This is a genomic window from Candidatus Baltobacteraceae bacterium, from assembly GCA_036489885.1.
Taxonomy (GTDB): domain Bacteria; phylum Vulcanimicrobiota; class Vulcanimicrobiia; order Vulcanimicrobiales; family Vulcanimicrobiaceae; genus JAFAMS01.
On the sequence record DASXEW010000001.1, the window covers coordinates 427588 to 444739 of the forward strand.

18 protein-coding genes and 1 pseudogene are annotated in these 17152 nt (G+C 61.6%); 7 read left to right on the forward strand and 12 right to left on the reverse strand.

All coding sequences use genetic code 11. The annotated features are described in order from the left end of the window. Positions 1 to 12: 12 nt before the first annotated feature. Entirely contained in the window at positions 13 to 399 is a 387-nt protein-coding gene (gene paaI / locus VGG22_02065) for a hydroxyphenylacetyl-CoA thioesterase PaaI (protein HEY1727149.1), read from the forward strand. Here paaI and VGG22_02070 read toward each other — a convergent pair. From VGG22_02070 to VGG22_02085, 4 genes are read right to left on the reverse strand one after another with little or no spacing between them, the layout of a single operon-like run. Next, entirely contained in the window at positions 396 to 1193 is a 798-nt protein-coding gene (locus VGG22_02070; protein HEY1727150.1) for a sulfite exporter TauE/SafE family protein, read from the reverse strand. The two genes, paaI and VGG22_02070, sit on opposite strands and share 4 nt — an antisense overlap. Positions 1194 to 1230: 37 nt before the next feature. Further along, positions 1231 to 1719, reverse strand: a complete 489-nt coding sequence (locus VGG22_02075; protein ID HEY1727151.1) for a DoxX family protein — start codon at positions 1717 to 1719, stop codon at positions 1231 to 1233. 18 nt (positions 1720 to 1737) lie between these two features. Next, entirely contained in the window at positions 1738 to 2538 is an 801-nt protein-coding gene (locus VGG22_02080) for a hypothetical protein (GenBank protein ID HEY1727152.1), read from the reverse strand. After that, on the reverse strand, positions 2535 to 4292 hold the full coding sequence (locus VGG22_02085) for a thiamine pyrophosphate-binding protein (GenBank protein HEY1727153.1): 1758 nt from the start codon (positions 4290 to 4292) through the stop codon (positions 2535 to 2537). Before VGG22_02085 ends, VGG22_02080 begins: the two co-directional genes overlap by 4 nt. 89 nt (positions 4293 to 4381) lie before the next feature. Here VGG22_02085 and VGG22_02090 point away from each other — a divergent pair, with 89 nt between their 5' ends. From VGG22_02090 to VGG22_02100, 3 genes are read left to right on the forward strand one after another with little or no spacing between them, the layout of a single operon-like run. Then, a complete protein-coding gene (locus tag VGG22_02090) occupies positions 4382 to 5353 on the forward strand; it encodes a thiamine pyrophosphate-dependent dehydrogenase E1 component subunit alpha (GenBank protein HEY1727154.1) in 972 nt (323 codons plus the stop codon). Further along, a complete protein-coding gene (locus VGG22_02095) occupies positions 5350 to 6336 on the forward strand; it encodes a transketolase C-terminal domain-containing protein (GenBank protein HEY1727155.1) in 987 nt (328 codons plus the stop codon). Before VGG22_02090 ends, VGG22_02095 begins: the two co-directional genes overlap by 4 nt. Then, a complete protein-coding gene (locus VGG22_02100) occupies positions 6333 to 6914 on the forward strand; it encodes a YdeI/OmpD-associated family protein (GenBank protein ID HEY1727156.1) in 582 nt (193 codons plus the stop codon). The genes VGG22_02095 and VGG22_02100 overlap by 4 nt, the downstream gene beginning before the upstream one ends. A gap of 316 nt (positions 6915 to 7230) precedes the next feature. Here VGG22_02100 and VGG22_02105 read toward each other — a convergent pair whose 3' ends face one another. Both VGG22_02105 and VGG22_02110 read right to left on the reverse strand, forming a co-directional pair. Then, the gene (locus VGG22_02105) at positions 7231 to 8040 is read right to left on the reverse strand and encodes a prephenate dehydratase (protein ID HEY1727157.1); all 810 of its coding nucleotides are present in this window, start codon (positions 8038 to 8040) and stop codon (positions 7231 to 7233) included. Continuing rightward, complete coding sequence (locus tag VGG22_02110; protein HEY1727158.1) at positions 8037 to 8222, reverse strand: hypothetical protein; 186 nt, start codon at positions 8220 to 8222, stop codon at positions 8037 to 8039. The genes VGG22_02105 and VGG22_02110 overlap by 4 nt, the downstream gene beginning before the upstream one ends. Before the next feature lie 70 nt (positions 8223 to 8292). On the opposite strand from VGG22_02110, the gene VGG22_02115 reads away from it, so the two are divergent. Next, positions 8293 to 8778: a SprT-like domain-containing protein gene (locus VGG22_02115; GenBank protein HEY1727159.1), complete on the forward strand. Its 486-nt coding sequence runs from the start codon at positions 8293 to 8295 to the stop codon at positions 8776 to 8778. Here VGG22_02115 and VGG22_02120 read toward each other — a convergent pair. The 6 genes and pseudogenes from VGG22_02120 to der form a co-directional block, all read right to left on the reverse strand. Continuing rightward, a complete protein-coding gene (locus VGG22_02120; GenBank protein HEY1727160.1) occupies positions 8773 to 9468 on the reverse strand; it encodes a FecR domain-containing protein in 696 nt (231 codons plus the stop codon). The genes VGG22_02115 and VGG22_02120 overlap by 6 nt on opposite strands. After that, positions 9461 to 10198, reverse strand: a pseudogene (locus VGG22_02125) (sulfite exporter TauE/SafE family protein). The gene VGG22_02120 and the pseudogene VGG22_02125 overlap by 8 nt, the downstream one beginning before the upstream one ends. A gap of 41 nt (positions 10199 to 10239) precedes the next feature. Continuing rightward, complete coding sequence (locus VGG22_02130; GenBank protein ID HEY1727161.1) at positions 10240 to 12222, reverse strand: adenylate/guanylate cyclase domain-containing protein; 1983 nt, start codon at positions 12220 to 12222, stop codon at positions 10240 to 10242. A gap of 76 nt (positions 12223 to 12298) precedes the next feature. Next, positions 12299 to 12856: an elongation factor P gene (gene efp, locus VGG22_02135; protein HEY1727162.1), complete on the reverse strand. Its 558-nt coding sequence runs from the start codon at positions 12854 to 12856 to the stop codon at positions 12299 to 12301. Next, positions 12853 to 13467, reverse strand: a complete 615-nt coding sequence (gene plsY / locus VGG22_02140; GenBank protein ID HEY1727163.1) for a glycerol-3-phosphate 1-O-acyltransferase PlsY — start codon at positions 13465 to 13467, stop codon at positions 12853 to 12855. The genes efp and plsY overlap by 4 nt, the downstream gene beginning before the upstream one ends. Further along, positions 13467 to 14831, reverse strand: coding sequence for a ribosome biogenesis GTPase Der (der, locus tag VGG22_02145; protein ID HEY1727164.1), 1365 nt, complete (start codon positions 14829 to 14831; stop codon positions 13467 to 13469). The genes plsY and der overlap by 1 nt, the downstream gene beginning before the upstream one ends. Before the next feature lie 45 nt (positions 14832 to 14876). Between der and VGG22_02150 the strand changes: the two genes are divergently transcribed. Then, positions 14877 to 15647, forward strand: a complete 771-nt coding sequence (locus VGG22_02150) for a PEGA domain-containing protein (protein ID HEY1727165.1) — start codon at positions 14877 to 14879, stop codon at positions 15645 to 15647. A gap of 42 nt (positions 15648 to 15689) precedes the next feature. After that, positions 15690 to 17099 carry a tRNA (N6-isopentenyl adenosine(37)-C2)-methylthiotransferase MiaB gene (gene miaB, locus VGG22_02155; GenBank protein ID HEY1727166.1) on the forward strand — a complete coding sequence of 470 codons (1410 nt, stop codon included), beginning with the start codon at positions 15690 to 15692 and terminating at the stop codon, positions 17097 to 17099. Positions 17100 to 17152 lie beyond the last annotated feature (53 nt).

The following is a 17152-nucleotide window of genomic DNA, read 5'->3' on the forward strand; positions in this document are numbered from 1 at the left end:
TCCGCGCAGGCAATGTACGCGCGGGACGCCGCTGCGCGCACGCTTGGAATCAGAATAGAAGAAGTCCGGCCTGGTTACGCGCGGCTCTCGATGGTCACCGCGCCCTCGATGCTCAACGGTCATGCGGTCGTACACGGCGGTTTCATTTTCGCGCTCGCCGACACGGCCTTCGCATACGCGTGCAATTCACGTAACGAATCAAATGTCGCGCTAAACGCTGCGATCTCGTTCACGGCGCCGGGACGCGTCGATCAGCGTCTCGTGGCAATCGCGCAAGAGCGTTCGCGCGCCGGCCGTACCGGTATCTACGACGTCGAAGTGCAGAACGAGAACGGCACGGCGATCGCGTTCTTTCGCGGCACGTCGTATCGCATCGAAGGGACCGTTATTCCGTCTTAGTGCGCGACGATCAGACGGAGCGCGACGCTCCCGAGCGCAATTGCAAGAATGCGCGTGATCATCGGGCCCGAAACGCGACGTGAAAGCCGTGCACCAATGGGCGCGCCAACCAGCGCGCCCATGGCGGTGGCGAGCGTCGTCGTCCAGATCGGGCGATAATCGCCATGAATGAGATGGACGATCGTGCCGACGATTGTTGTGACCGCGAGAACGGCATGCGAGGTCGCGGTTGCGATGTGTTCGGGAAAACCAAGGACCGCGATCATGAAGGGAACGTGCACGATGCCGCCGCCGATCCCGAGCAGGCTCGAGACGAATCCGACCACGACCGCCGCCAGCATGCCGACCCGTAAGCTAAAGCGCCATTCATACTCGTTGCCTTCGCGATCGACGAGCGAGCGCGTCGTCGTTCCGAAATCAAATGCGGCATGGGATTTGGGACGAAAGATCAGCCACGCCGAGATAGCGAGCAAAATGCCTCCGAAGCCTATGTCGAAGACATGACGCGGGATGAAGCGCGTTGCGTACGCGCCGGCGATCGATCCGGGAATCGCGGCAAGCGCGAAGAGTGGAAACGTTCGCAGATCGACACGCATCTGCCGCCAGTAGGAGAGTGCTCCGGCGGATGCATTGGCTGCAACGACCGCGAGCGAAAAAGCCGTGATCGACTGGGTCGACCATTCGGGCTCAACGACGATCAGCGCGGGGACAAGCAGAAATCCGCCGCCGGCTCCTATCAGCGTGCCGAGGGCACCGAGGAGGACGCCGGCGACGAACGCGATCGCGTCGGTCACACTACATGAACGCCGCGAGGTTACCGATTGTTCCGGATTATGCGGCCCGCGAAAGCTCTCCGGTTGTCTCCGGCATCTTGTGTGGCGCGCTGAGCGCTGCGTCGAACGAAACCACTCCCGGTCCGGTCAGCAGTAATAACAACGTCGTCACCATGTACGCAAGGGTCGGCTCGAGCGTATGACCGCTTGCGACGAACGGCACACCGCGCGGCAACTCGACGAAGACGCACGCGACGATCATGTCGACAAAAAGCGCAAGCGCGGCGAAGCGCGCGAGCAAGCCGAAGATGAGCGCGACGCCGCCGAAGAACTCGACAAACGCGACCGTTGCTTGGAGCCAATCCGGTATCGGACCGACGGCTGTGCCGGTCCACGGCACTGTGAGCATCCTCGAACCCATCCATGCAAGCGGGTTCACGATTTTTGGATAGCCGTGAAAGACGAAAGCAAGTCCCACGAGGATGCGCACGAAAAATAGCCCGATTGAGGCCGAGCCGGGCATTTTGGGAGCAAGGACGTTTCGCATGCTCCCTCTTACCCGTTATCAGTTGATAGAGCGGAAGACCCACTCCACGAAAGCTGGGACGCTTATTCCCACGCGGCATCCGTATGCTTGCGCCAGTGAGTTGACATGCGAGATCTTGCCGCTTTCCCATGTCGAGCGAGCATCGCCGATTCGCGCGCTCTGGGCGTCGACCGTCACTGCCGCAATACCGCGCGCGTCGAGCGCGGGCAAACGCGAGATGCCTGCATCATCGATGCCGACGCCGGCATCGTTATAGACGGCTGCAAGCGCATCGATGCGCAGCGCGGTCTCTGGTTTACCGCCGAGAATTGCGCCGTGCGATCCGGTGACGACGATCGAGCCGGTGTCATCGGGTGTAACCAGCGAGTTGGAGTCGAGCCCCCAGACTTTATAGCGGCCAGGCCGCTCGAGTAGGAGAGTGCGCGCCTCTTCATACACGGGTGGCGGCGCGTCGGATCTCCGGGCGCGCTCCATGTGCTGCGCGCACTCCAGCGTCGTTTGTCCCGGAGCGCATCCGAGTTCGCGTGCACGTGCATTGCAAAAGCTGATGCGTCCGCGTTGCGCAAGATCGGTGCCGTCGCCGATGCGAGCCGAGCGATAGTCGACGGTCGCGGCCGGAATGCCGAGTGCGTCAAGATACTCAAGCGCTGCGATCCCCGCATTCTCGAGACCGACGCCGGCGTCGGAGAAGATTGCGCCGAGTACGTGACCTTTGGCTGCGCAGTAACCGCAGTAGCGGCCACCATGCGACGCCGCGACGACGACCTTGCCGGCGTCTTGTTCTTCGAGAAGCGTTATGCTGTCAAGGACGCGGATCAAACGGGACGATCGCCGGCCTTTACGACGAGCGTCCGATTGTCGGCGGCCGGCAACATTGCGCCGGGATCGCGCGTGACGACGACGTCGAGCACGATCGGGGTGCTGCGATCGTCGATGGCGGTGCGAAACGCCGAAGCGAGATCGTCCGGCCGCTCGATGCGAATTCCGCGGCAGCCCATAGCTCGCGCAATCGCGGCGTAGTCCATCTCGATGAGATCGCTCGACTGGTAGTTGCCGCTGCCGTACATCGCATGCTGCAGCGCCTTCACGTAACCGCTGGCCGCGTTGTTGACGACGACGATGATGACGTTCGTTCCGGCGCGTTTCGCCGTTTCGAGATCGCCGATCGTCATGTTGAAACCGCCGTCGCCGGTGATGGCCACGACCGGCGAATCCGGCGCCGCAAGCTGCGCGCCGATGGCGCCCGGCAAGCCATAGCCGATCGATGCCAAGCCGCGATCGGCGACGTACGTGCGTCCGGCCTCCTTAGTGTCGTAGAGCAATCCCGTCCAGTGCGCAGCGAAGCCGCCGTCGGCGACGACGATGCCGTCGGACGGCAGCGCGCGTTGCAGCTCGCCGATCAAGCGTCCCATGTTGATCGGAATCTCGGCCGAGGTATAGCGCGGCATGGCATCGATCCGCCAGCGATTCATTCGTGCTGCGACATCCGCAGCGTACTCGCGCCGCTCGTTCAGGCGCGCACTCTTTCCGTCTGAAAGGGAATCCCCAAGATCGCTCAGCCCTTCGCGCGCATCGCCCCACATGGCGACATTCGCGAACGTCGTGCGTCCGATTTCTTCGGCGACGAGCTCGAGATGAATGAGCGGAACCTCTTTTGGAATGAGCGCATAGCGTTTGGTTGCGATCTCGCCGAGCTTGCAGCCTACGACGAGGATGCAATCGGCTTCGGCGATCAGCTCGTTTGCGATGCGCGAGTAGCGTCCGAACAAGCCGGCCGAAAGCGGATTCGTGCACGCGATCGAACCTTTGCCGCTCATCGTGTGCGCGACCGGGATCGACTGCTCGTCAGCGAGGCGCGCGAGTGCGGCGTACGCGCCCGAAAGATGCACGCCGCCGCCGGCCAGAATGATCGGACGCTTGGCCTTCGCGAGCAGGGCAGCTGCCGCATCGACGTCATCGTGCGCAGGACGCATGCGTCGCGCCGGGATCGCAAACGTTTTGGGATCCATACGGAAGTCGGCTTCGCTGAACTCGTGCTCGCCGTGTGCGACATCTTCGGGGATGTCGACCACGACCGGTCCGGGGCGTCCCGAAGTCGCGATCGCGAATGCGCGCGCGACGAATTCTGGAACGCGCTGCACGGATTCGACGCGCAGCAATTCTTTGACGGCCGGTCGCAGAATGTCGACTTGACGCGTCTCTTGCGTCATGTTCTTCCAAGCGTGCGTACGATTCGCGTCGCCGGCGATCGCGATCATCGGCACGCCGGCGTTATATGATTCGACGAGCGCGGTAACGAGGTTGGTGACGCCGGGTCCGAGCGTCGCATCGCATCCGCCGGGCCGTCCGCTGACACGCGCGTACGCATCCGCAGCAAATGCACCGGTGCGTTCGTCGTTGATGAGAAAATGCCGGAGTCCCAGTTCGCGAACCGCTTCATAAAACGGGAGCAATTGGAATCCAGCCATGCCGAACATCGGGCCGATTCCGGCGACGCGGAGGACTTCGGCGAGCGCGCGTCCGCCCGTCATCCTGCCCTTTGGAAGCTTCGTTTGCGCTGGCTCTGCGATCATGCGATAACGTTCGCGGAGCCCCGGGCGTGTCATCCCGAGCGTGGCCCGCGTAGCGGGCCGTAGTCGAGGGACAGCAGAAATGGAGCCCTATGGCAGATCGCGTCGAGCTTGGCGTCTCGTTCCTACGTACGATGGTGCGGATTCGAGAGTTCGAGCAGCACGCGCGCATCGGCTACGACGCCGGCGAGATTCCGGGCGTCGTGCATCTCTCGATAGGACAGGAAGCCGTAGCGGTCGGCGTGTGCGCGAATCTCGCGCGCGAAGATTACGTTGCGAGCACGCATCGCGGTCACGGACACTGCGTTGCGAAAGGCGCCGAGACGGGCGCGATGATGGCGGAATTGTTCGGCAAATCGACGGGGACGAACAAAGGCAAGGGCGGCTCGATGCACATCGCCGACTTCTCGGTCGGCATGCTCGGCGCAAACGGTGTCGTCGGCGGCGGCATCGGTATCGCGGTCGGCGCAGCGCAAGCCGCACGTTTGCTCGGGAAGAAAAGTATCAGCGTCTGCTTTTTCGGCGACGGCGCGGTCAATCGCGGACCGTTTCTGGAAGGCTTGAACTGGAGCGTCGTCTTCAAGCTTCCGGTATTGTTCGTCTGCGAAGATAACGCGTTCTCGGCGTTCACGCGCGCCAGCTCGACAACCGCCGGAAAAGGCGCGAGTGCGCGTGCAGAGGCGATCGGTCTCGAAACACGATCTGTCGACGGCAACGACGTCTTCGCCGTCTACGACGCCGCGCACGAGCTGATCGCGCACATTCGCGAGGGTCGGGGCCCCGCGTTTCTGTATGCACCGACGTATCGGCTCGACGGTCATACCGTCTTCGATAAGGCGCCGTACCGTTCGAGCGAAGAGCTGGAACGCAAACGAGAAGACGATCCCGTCAGCGATCTCGAGTCTCGTTTGCGTGAATGGGGCGTCGCGCAAGCGCAGGTCGACAAGATTCACGTCGAGGCGCGCGAGGAGATGGTGCGTGCCATGTTATCGGCGCGGCGTGCGCCGCTTCCGACCGAAGCCGATGCGTTTCTCGACGTGCAAAACATCGGGGCGCCGGTATGAGCGTTCAGAGTACGCCGAAGACGACGACGATGACGATCGCCGAGGCGGCGCGCGATGCTCTTGCCGAGGAAATGCGCCGCGATCCCTCGGTGTGGGCGCTCGGCGAAGACCTTGCAGCGGGCGGGATTTTCGGAACGTACAAAGGACTGCTCGATGAATTCGGAGCGCAGCGTATCGTCAGCACGCCGATCTCCGAGAGCATGATCATGAACGTCGGGTTTGGCGCCGCGCTTGCCGGGACGCGTCCTGTGATCGAGATGCGCATTCTTGATTTCGCGCTCTGCGCGTGGGACGAGCTGATCAATCAGATCGCAAAGGCGCGCTTTATGTTCGGCGGTCAAACGAACGTGCCGGTCGTCGTGCGCCTACCGCAGGGGATCGGCCGCGGCTTTCAAGCGGCGCAGCATTCGCAGTCGCTCGAAGCCTGGCTCGTGCACACGCCGGGACTAGTCGTTCTTGCGCCGGCGACCGCGGCCGACGAAAAGGGGCTTTTAAAAGCGGCGATCCGCAGCGACGATCCGGTCGTGATGCTCGATCCCAAATCGCTCTTCGCGACGACGGGTGAAGTGCCGGCGGGCGACTACACGATACCGATCGGCGAAGCGCGCATCGCACGCGAAGGTAGCGATCTCACGCTCGTGACGTGGTCGTCCTTGCTGCCGGCGGTGCTCGCTGCAGCCGAAAAGGCCGGCGAAGCCGGGATATCGGTCGAGGTGATCGATCTTCGCAGCTTGTGGCCGTGGGATCGGACGCGCGTCCTTGCATCGGCTGCGCGCACCAAGCGCGCCTTGATCGCACACGAAGCGGTGCGCATCGGCGGTTTCGGTGCGGAGATTGCAGCAACAATTACGGAAGAGCTTGGAGTACCCGTCGCGCGCATCGGCGCCCCGCGCATTCCGGTCGGCTATGCGCCGGTTCTCGAAAACACGTACCGCGTCAACGCGGAGAAAATCTTCGCGGCGATCCAAAAGGCCATGCGATGAATACGAATATTACTGCGGACGCATTTTTTTCGAGAGCCAAAACGTGGCAGAAAGAGCTGAAGAAACTCCGCACAATTATTCGCAGCTGCGGTTTGACGGAAGAAGTGAAGTGGGGAAAGCCCACCTACACGTTCGACAAAAGCAACGTCGTCATATTGATCCCTCTCAAGGAGCACCTTGCGTTGATGTTTTGCAAGGGTGCTCTGATAAGAGATTCCCGTCACGTGCTCGAAAAAGTTGGGCAGTCGCAGGCTTCGCGCTGGGTGAAGTTCGATAGCGTTCCGGCAATCACGAAATTGGAATCCGTCGTGAAGACATATATTCGCGAAGCGATCAAGAACGAAGAAACCGGCAAGGAAGTCAAGTACAAAGAGACCTCGGAGTATCCGGTTCCGGACGAGCTCAAAGCGAAGTTCGCCAAGACGCCGTCGTTCAAGAAAGCTTTCGAGGCGCTGACGCCGGGACGGCAACGCGGCTACTTGCTGTATTTTGCCGGCGCAAAACAGTCGAAGACTCGCGAGGCGCGGATTGAAAAATCCACTCCGGCCATCCTCAAGGGTAAGGGAATCTACGATTAACTGGCGCACGTACCAGGATTGTCTCGCGCACGTACCAGGATTGTCTCGCGCACGTACGATTGCCGCAGGCCGATGAGGACGCTCAAAGGGCCGCCGCTGGCGACGAATTGCGCCATCATGTCATCCCGAGCGTAGGGGCGCGCAGCGCCCTGAAGTCGAGGGACAGAGAAGCGGCTTCAGGCTACGTAACGATGACACAAGGTCGAGGGCACTGTCGTGCTCGCTACCTATAAGGATCGCTGCGCAGCCCGGTTCAGTGCGTCGCGTCCTTCGACTTCGCAACGCTGCGCGTTGCTACGCTCAGGATGACATCGGGCTAATACGCCCCGAGTATCCGGCTCTCGCCGTCGATTTCGGCGAGGGCGCGCATGAGGGCATCGGGTTCGGCGCGGTCGATCTCGCAATAGAAGCGATACTTGAACGGACCCGCGTCCGGCGCCGGGCGCGAGACGAGGGAGCGTAGGTTCAGTTCTTGATCCGCAAAGGCTGAAAGCGCATCGCGCAGCGAGCCCGGACGATCCGCGAGCGCGAGCGCCACGCAGGCTCGATTACCGCCTTCACCCGGTTCGCCGCCCGAGCGCCGCACCAAGAAGAAGCGCGTAAAATTTTCCGGATTATCCTGTACGGCTTCGGCCAGAATCGCCGCGCCATAGCGGTTTGCTGCGGTCCGCGAGCCGATTGCGGCAACGCTCGGATCGTTTTGCGCCACGATCTCGCGCACGGCGCCCGCGGTATCGTCGACCACGGTGCGCGTCCAATCCGGATGTGCCGCGAAGAGCCGTCCGCACTGCTCGAGCGCAACAGGATGCGAGCGTACCTCGCGTATCCGTTCAATCGTCGCGCCCTTGATGCCAAGCAACGACTGCACCACGCGATGCACCGTCTCGTCGACGATCGTGAGCTGCTGGTGCGCCCAGAGAAGATCGTAGTTCGCCGAAATCTGGCCGGAGATCGAGTTTTCGATCGGAAGCAGCGCCGCGTCCATTTCTCCACCGTCGACCGCTGCGATCAGCATCGCAAAAGTCCGGTAACCGCGCGGCTGCGCGTCCGGAACGAGATTGTTTGCGGCCTCCTCGCTGAATGCGCCGGGCTCACCTTGAAAGCCGACCGTGCGTATCGAGGTCATTTTGTCGAACGTGGACCTTGCGATGGGATCGGCGTAGCGGCGGTGGTTCCGAATGCCGAACCTGTTACGCGGAAGCCGGCGTTCAGCAAATAGAACATTACGCCGAGGAACAGAATCGCTACGACGGCGAGGATCGGGAGATAGATGCGCGGGGGCAAACCACGCGACGGCGGTGGGTTCACTGCGAAGGACTCGCGCCCGGGCGACGGCAATCCCTTCTCTGTGCTTCCGGACGTGGCGGAACTGCAGCTCATGTTTGCTCAGTTCAATTGCACGTATTTCGATGGCGAGATTCCGACACACGAGATCTCGTACAATAATCGCTTCTCCAACGTCGCCGGCCGCATTACGTACAAGCCGCCGAAGATCGAGCTTTCGCCCAAGCATTTGCGCGACAAGCCCGACCAGCTGAGAGAGACGTTGCTGCACGAGATGATCCACGCGTGGCTCTTTGCCCGCAAGCAGAATCCCGGCCACACGCCCACGTTCAAGAAGAAGATGCGCGAGCTAGGGCTCAAGTCGATCTATCACGATCTTGGTACGGCGACGCCGCTCAACGAGAGTCCGAAACGTTACATTCTGCGCTGTGAACGCTGCCGCCGCGAGATGCTGCGCAAAAGACGTCCGCCGCCCGGTGCGCGCTGCGCGCACTGCCGTCGCCAGATCACGGTTTTCGAAGTCGTTGAGATGCGGGAGCTGGACGAAGGCGGGATTCGCGCGGCGCGCGGCTCGCTATAAGCTCTGGCCGCTTCCCGAACCGGTCATATCCGAACCCTTCTGCGCCGGTTGCCCGAACGGACTGAACCCCTTGAGGAACTGATCGATCGCGGGGTTGTTGATCGTGCGGTTCCCAACGACTTCGCTGCCCGTAACGACCCCGTTGTCAAGGTGCACGTTCAGCGACTGCCCGCTGTGGATCTGCACGGTTTTGTTCGAGCTTGTGATCGTGACGTCGCCGTCCGCACACTTCACGCAATAGATTTGATCGCCGGCCGGTCCGGCAACGAAATATCCTACCGTTCCGCGAACGGAGAGCTGCGAGGTCGGCGTCACAAAACGATAGTTGGCCTTTGCGCCGGTCGGATGCACGACGTTGAAACGCACGGCGCCCCGCTCGATGAAGATCGTTCCTCCGGCGGGATTCGCGGCTTCGGCGGCGTGCAGAGCCCCGATGCGCACGGTCGTGCGATCTCCGATGCGAACCTCGCTCGAGTCGCTCAGCTGCAAGGTCGCGAGCGTCGCGACCTCCGTCGTCGCGATGACGGAGTCACCGACCGCAACCTCTGCATACAGCGATCTCGGATCCGTGGTCGGCAGCTTGTATGTAACGGTCCCTTTGTCGCGCCGTAGGATGTTGTCGTCGGCGCCGCGCGCCGGAAGCGCAAGCGCTACCAGCGCGGCCGCGGCTAAGGCGCCGGCTCTACGCATGACCCGTATGCACGTGTTTGACGGCCAGTGCGAGCGCGGCTACGAACAGCATTCCTGCCATAACAGTTGAGAGTTGCGTCGCGTGCATCCTTCGCGCGACGTGCGCACCGACCGAGCCGCCGGCGAATCCGCCCGCAACCAGTGGGAACGCCGCCCAGGCTTCGAAGTCGCCATAGAGACCATGTGCGATGATCCCGGCCGGTGAGGTCAGCATGACGACGAAGGCCGACGTCGCTGCGGTGATGTGGACGTCTTCCCGGAACAGCACGAGCATCACCGGGACCAGCACGATCCCGCCGCCGATTCCGAACAAGCTCGAAGCAAAACCGACGAGAAAACCAATGAGAATCTCAACCGCGAGCTTCTGTCTCTTGGTGAAGTTGCGCGGTTCAGGCTGTTTGTTTCGCCGCAAAATGATCATCGCGGCGGTAGCAAGCAGAAACACGCCGTAGATGAGGTCGAAGCTGCGTCCGCTGAGCAGCCGCACGACATAGGCGCCCAAAATCGAAGACGGGATGCCGGCGCCAGCGATCGTGAGCGCTCGCGGCAGATCGACTACTCGCCTGCGCATAAACGTGAGCGATGCGGCGAGCGTGTTCGCAAAGACGAAGAACAGCGAATCGGCTGCAGCCATCGCGGGTTCGACGCTAAAGAAGAGCCGCAATACGGGAACAACCAAGAACCCACCGCCGAGTCCGGCTAGCGAACCGAAGACTGCTGCGACGGCTCCGACGAAAAAGAGCGCGAGTGAGGTGAGGAGCGTTTCGTTCGTTAGTGTGCTGCCGCCATTTGCGCAACGACCGGCTCATTGGGATCGCGCAGCTTCGAGGGATTCACTTCGCCCGGATTCAGCTTGCGGATCACTTCGAAGATTCGCAGCGGCTTTTCTTTACCTTTGACCATGACCGGATCGAGCTCGTTGACGACAACGAGATCCTTGACCTCATTCCAGGTCGTCTCGCTGATGATCGTTTGTCCGCCCTTTGCGACGTTGTAGAGGCGAGCCGCCGTGTTGACGTTGTCGCCGATGACCGTGTAGTTCAAGCGGTCGGCCGATCCGAGATTGCCCATGACGACTTCACCAGTGTTGAGTCCCATGCCGACCGTGAAGACCTGGCGTCCCTGGCTCTTCCACTCCTCGGCTATCTGCAAGATTTTCTCTTGCTGCTCGATTGCCGCGAAGACGGCGTTCTTTGCATCATCCGGTTTGGGATTCGGTGCGCTGAAGACGGCCATAAGACAGTCGCCGATGAACTTGTCGACGTACCCACCGTACTTGAAGACGATTTGGCACATGTCTTCAAAGTATTCGTTGAGCTGTCCGTAGATTTGCTCCGGCGTCATCTTTTCCGACATCGCGGTAAATCCGCGAATATCCGAGTAGAAGATCGTGACCTTGACCCGCTTTCCTTGCAGGTTGAGCGCGGCCTTGGGATCGTCGTGCTTGAGCATTTCGCTCACGATTTCCGGGCTGACGTGTTTGCCGAACATATCGCGAATCGCGCGTTTGTCGTTACCTTCGGTGATGATCCGGTACAGAGCAACGAAGAGCGCGGTTCCGAGCATGGCGCCGTCTATGTGAATCAGATCGAGCCAATAGAGCGCGAATCCGTACATCAGAACGACGATCGCCGAGTACGCAAGGATGACTGCCACTGAGGAACCGATGCCGATGAGCGGCGGCAAGAACGTCACGATCACGCCGACGAAGATGGGCAGCAACAACAACAGACCGATGTTGACCCACGGACGCGAGCGCGTGATGTACGTGTTCGTGAGGAATTGGTCCATGAACCGCAGATTCGAGAAGACTCCCGGATAACGGCCGTTGGGCGTCAGCACGAAGTCGCCCGAACCCTGTGCGGTGCTGCCGACGACGATGATGTTGCCGTTCGAAAACGCCTTGAGATCGGCCTGATTCGCATTGAGCGCATCCCAGAACGACATCTGCTCGGCGAACGAGATATGCTCGGTCGGCGCTCCGGTGCGTCCGGTGATCTCTTGCAGCTCGTAGGTGCGGAACGGCAAGTTGAGAATGCGGTTGTCGCCGTCGAGCGGTATGGTGCGGTCGCCGAAGCGCGCGCGCCAACTACTGATCGACGCGAATTTCTTTCCGGTAAACTGCTGGACGGTCGCACCTGCGAGCGACAGGTACATCTGTTGCTTACCGTTTCCGTCGGTCGTAACGAGCGGGAACGGTTGTGAGAGCGTCCATCCGCCGGGGTTGTCGACCGTCGTGTATCCGGTGTTTACCGTAAACGGAAGAAGTGACGGTGCAACCTGTTCAACGCCAAGATTTCCAGCGGTCGTCGTGTTGATGTCGACGCCCAGGATCGTCGGGACGGCGCGCAGACCTTTTGCGAAGGCGGCATCTTGACGCGGATCCTGCGCCGGATCGATGAATAAGATATCGAACGCAACGGCTTTTGCACCCGCCTTGCCGAGCTTTTGCAGCAGGCGTCCGTAGGTCGAGCGCGGCCACGGGAACGGGCCGATCTTTCCGTACGATTCTTCGTCGATCGTTACGAGTTTGAGGTGCGGATTGACTTCGTGCCGGTCGGGGAAGTGCAGCCCGACCTTATGGAGCCAATCGGAGTCGTCGGCGGCGAGCATCGCCTCGTTGACGACGACGTAGTCCATCACGCGGTTCGCATTGGAGAACGTCTGTGCCGGCGCAAGGTACAACAAAATACCGATGCCTGCCGAGAACAGCGACAGTACGATAGCGATCGATAACGTGCGAAGACGACGCATCAGGAAAACCCCGTGACGAGCGTACCGAAAGCCTTAGACGGACGCCCCTTACCTCCCCGTTTGGGCAGGCAAGCCTTTACGCGCGGCTGATGTAGCGGCGGTCGCGCGTATCGATGCGGACGATGTCGCCCGGATTCACGAAGAGCGGCACCTGCACGGTCGTCCCGGTTTCGAGCTTCGCGGGTTTGGTCGTCCCGGTGGCGGTGTCGCCTTTGAACCCCGGGTCGGTTTCGGTGACCGCAAGCTCGACGTGCGCGGGGACGTCGACACCTATCGGATTGCCCTCGTAGAATTGCACGGCGACTTTCATGCCGTCTTTGAGGAAGTCGGCCGGTCCGCCGATCAAATCGCCTTGGATCGTGACGTTTTCGTACGACTCGGAATCCATAAAATGGAAGCCATCTGCGTCGTTATAGAGCATTTGCATGTCGCGGTTGTCGACGATCGCACGTTCGAGCTTCTCGCCCGCGCGGAACGTGCGCTCGACGGTTGAACCCGATTTGACGTTTTTCAGGCGCGTGCGTACGAAGGCTGAGCCTTTGCCCGGCTTGACGTGCAGAAATTCGATAACCGTCCAGAGCTGGCCGTCGATGACGATGGTGATTCCGTTGCGAAAGTCGTTGCTTGATATCATGGAGCGCCACCCGGGTTGGACGCCGACCTGGAAGCTCCTATCAAGCGATTCTCGTGCCCCTCGAACAGCCGCCGGATGTTCTCACGATGGCGCCACGCAACGATCGCGACGACACACGCAGCATAAATCGATGCGCGTACATCGAGAAATAACCAGAGCGCCCCAATCGTCGAGAAGCTGGCGAGCAGCGAGCCGACGCTGGCGTATCCGGTCGCCAGCACGGCCACAATCCAGACGCCGATGAAGATCAACGCTGCTTGCCATGAGAGACCGAAGAGCACGCCCAGCTCGGCTGCCACTCCCTTCCCCCCTCGAAATCGCATCCATGGCGAATAGCAGTGTCCGATAATTGCCGCGAACCCCGCGAACAGCGCGAGCGGCAAGCCTCCCACATACTGCGCAAGGATCGTCGGGACGAAACCTTTGAGCGCGTCCAGCAGCAAAACGAAGGCGCCTGCGCCTTTACCGAGCGTGCGTGCAGCGTTCGCCGCGCCGATGTTGCCGCTGCCTTGCGCGCGGATATCGGTCTTGAAGAAGACGCGCGCCACGATCAAGCCGAACGGCAGCGATCCGAGAAGGAACGCAAATATCAGCGTGCCGGCTTCTTTCACTATTCTTCCGGGCCCGAGCGCGGCCGAAATTCGAACGTGAGCGGGATCCCGCTCCAATCGTCCGATGCCCGCAAGACGTTTTCCAAGAAGCGCTGATAAGACGGACGGACGAGGTCCGGATCGTTGCAGTGCAAGATGAAGAGCGGCGGCCGTGTCGCGACTTGCGAGCAATAGAAGATCTTGAGGATCTTTCCGCCCATCATCGGCGGCGGATGCGCCAGCACCGCGTCGCGGACGATCGCATTGAGGCGTGCGGTTGCGACGCGCCGTTCGAGGTTTTCCGCAACGCCCATGACCGACGGCATGAGCGCACCCAGACGCCGATGCGTCAGTGCCGAGAGAAAGACGACCGGCGCAAAGCGCGCAAATGGAATTTGCTGGTAGATGGCTTCGCTCAGCTCGGATTGCGAGTACTCGCCCTGGGCGCGCGCCAAATCCCACTTGTTTGAGACGATGATGAGGCCTTTGCGTTCTTCGATCGCAATGCCGGCGAGCCGGCGATCCTGCGCCAGTGGGCCCTGCATTGAATCGAGGACGAGCAGCGTAATGTCGGCGCGTGCGATCGCTCCCAGCGAACGCAGCGAAGCGTAGTATTCGATCGAGCCGCGCGTCGAGGGTTTCTTTCGCACGCCCGCGGTATCGATCAGGCGAATCGTTCGATCGCGATACGGGAAGAGGGAGTCAAGTGCGTCGCGTGTCGTCCCCGGTACGTCGGAAACCAGAGCTCGTTCGGTTCCGAGCAACGCGTTCAGCAGCGAGCTCTTGCCGACGTTCGGTTGACCGATGATCGCAATTGCGAGTTCGTCAGGCGGCGGTTCGGTCTGCTCGGCTTGCGGCGGAAGCCGCGCCACGATCGCATCCAGCAAATCGCCGGTGCCTTCGCCGTGGATCGCAGAGACGGCGATCGGTTCGCCGAGGCCTAGACGTGAGAACTCGCCATGGACGGCGTCGCGCGCGCTGTTCGATTCAGCTTTGTTCGCGACAAGTATCACCGGACGTCGCGTGCGGCGCATGATCGCGACGACGTCTTCATCGAGCGGATTGCGGCCTTCGGCTGCGTCTACGACGAACAGGATGACGTCCGCATCTGCGGCCGCAGCCTCAGCTTGGGCGCGCGTCTTGGCTTCGATCGAATCGCTCGGACTGTCGGTATCGATGCCGGCAGTGTCGACGACCGTGAACACGCGGCCGCGCCATTCAGCCAGCGCGTACAAACGGTCGCGCGTCACGCCGGGGGCCTCGTCGACGATTGCAAGCCGCTTGCCGATCAAACGATTGAACAGCGAGCTCTTGCCGACGTTGGGACGCCCAACGAGGGCGACCGTTGCGGGGCGAATCGATGCGGATACGGGTGGGGCTGACATCTCGGCAGGCAGCCTACGGCGCCTTGGGGGAGAAGTCCGCCACCTGTGATCGTGCCGCGCGCAATCATTTTCGCTTTCATCGCCGCAGTTTTCGCCAGCACGACGCCTGTGCAGGCGAGCCCGGCGGGCGGCGCAATCTATCTAACGACGCTGCCCAGCGGATCGGATACGTGGGTCGACGGCGCCTACGTTGGACGCTCGCCGGTGCTGGTCGATGCGCTCGGCCTCGGCAAACACACGATCACGGCTGCGAAGACGGGCTGGGTGAGTCGCGAGCTTCGCGTCAACGTCAGCGAGCGCGATCCGCTCCAGTTTATCGACCTACAGCTGGAGCGCGATCCAAGCGCGGCTGCGCAAAACGGAACGCTTGCGCTTCACGCCGGGCTTCCGGTTCGCAGCGTGACCGTCGACGGGACTGCCGTGAAGTTATCATCTGCCGGAAAACTGGACGTGGCCCCAGGGCAACACACGATCGCGGTCGAGACGGCGAACGGTCGCTTCGAGCGTCAAGTCGATATCTATCCCGACACGACGACGAATGTGGTTGTGCGGATCGGAAGCGAGAGCGCCAACCACGCAATCGTCGTTGCTCCGGTAACCAACTATTTGCCGATGAGCGACGTAGGCGTCGACGGTAAGCGCATCTCGATCCGGCACAACGGTCATACGGTGAGCGGAGCTCTCGGCGATGCGACCATGCGCATCGACGGCGAGGCAGCCACCTTTGATACGCCGCCGGCCATGATCGGCGGGAAGCTGTTTCTGCCGCTCGACCTGTTCGTGCGAATCGGAGCCGTACCGCTTCATCCGCATTAGATTAAAAGGGAGAGGCTGCGTGGGGCGAACCTAGCTGGTTCCGTGCCGGGCATATATATCGAAACGTTCGGGTGCCAGATGAATGAGGCCGACTCCCAGGAAATTGCGGAGCGGGCTCAGCGCGCCGGCTATACCGTCGTTGACCGTCCGCACGAAGCGGCGATTCTGGTCGTCAATACGTGTACTGTCCGGGATAACGCCGAGACGCGCGCGTACGGACGGATCGGGCACCTCAAAGCCCTCAAGGATGCGAATCCCGGGATGCGTCTGGTTGTCACAGGTTGTCTTGCAGAACAAGATCGTGATCGCATGCAGCGCACCATCCCGCACGTCGATGCGATCTTCGGAACGCAGGAGCTCTCGCAGCTGGGCGATGCGATCGCGGCTTGGCGCAGTGAGTTCGGCGAGATCGATGCGGACGAGGCCGAAGAACGCGCGCTTCTCGTCCCCATGGGTGGCAGCGCCGACGGTGTCGCGGATGCGTACTCGCATTTGCGGGCGTTCGTGACCGTGCAACGCGGCTGTTCCTATTACTGTACGTTCTGTATCGTACCGCACGTGCGCGGGCGGTTCGATCATCGACCGATGGCAGAGATCCTCACCGAGGTCGAGCGCCGCCTGGATGAGGGCGCGCGCGAGATCACGCTCGTCGGCCAGACGGTCAACGCGTATCGCGATCCGGGAACGGGAGCGGATTTCGCCGATCTGATGAGCCGGGTCGCCGAGCTTCCGGTACTCGAACGGCTTACGTTCCTGACCTCGCACCCGAAGGATTTCACGCCGCGGCTCGTCCGCGTGCTCGCTGCCTATCCGAAGATCAACCCGCGCTTGCACTTGCCGCTGCAGTCAGCCTCGAATCCCGTGCTGCGGAAGATGAACCGCAAATACACGATCGAGGAGTATCGCGCAAAGGTCGCGACCTTCCGCGCGAGCTGTTCCGACTGGGCGTTGACGACGGACCTGATCGTCGGCTTTCCCGGCGAGAGCGAGGATGATTTCGCGGCGACCCTGGCTGCTTGCCGAGACATCGGCTTTGCGCAAGCCTTCAGCTTCGTCTACTCACCGCGCCGGGGGACGCCGGCTGCGCGCTGGCAGCAACTTCCGCAAGAGATCGGGGCCGAGCGCCTGCGGGCGCTCAACGTTGCTGTGGATGCGGGCGTCGTTGCGCACAACGCTGCGAAGGTCGGAACGACGGTGCGTGCGCTGATCAACGGGCCATCGAAGAAAGACCGTTCGAAGCTCGCGGCGCGTACGCTCGACAACGTTAACGTCATCGCACCGGATAGCGAAGGCGAAGCGCGTAATCCGCGCCCCAACGAACCGTGGCTCGACATCCGCATCGACGCCGCGCACCGCTGGGGATGCTCCGGAACGATCGTCGGACGTGCGCGCAATTTCGACGGGCCGGCGCGTAACGTTGCTGCGCCCGTACTCGATTTGATCCTCGCTTGAGTTGTGGATTTTGGGGATAAGCCGCCTCGATTTGCGAATAACTCAACAAACTT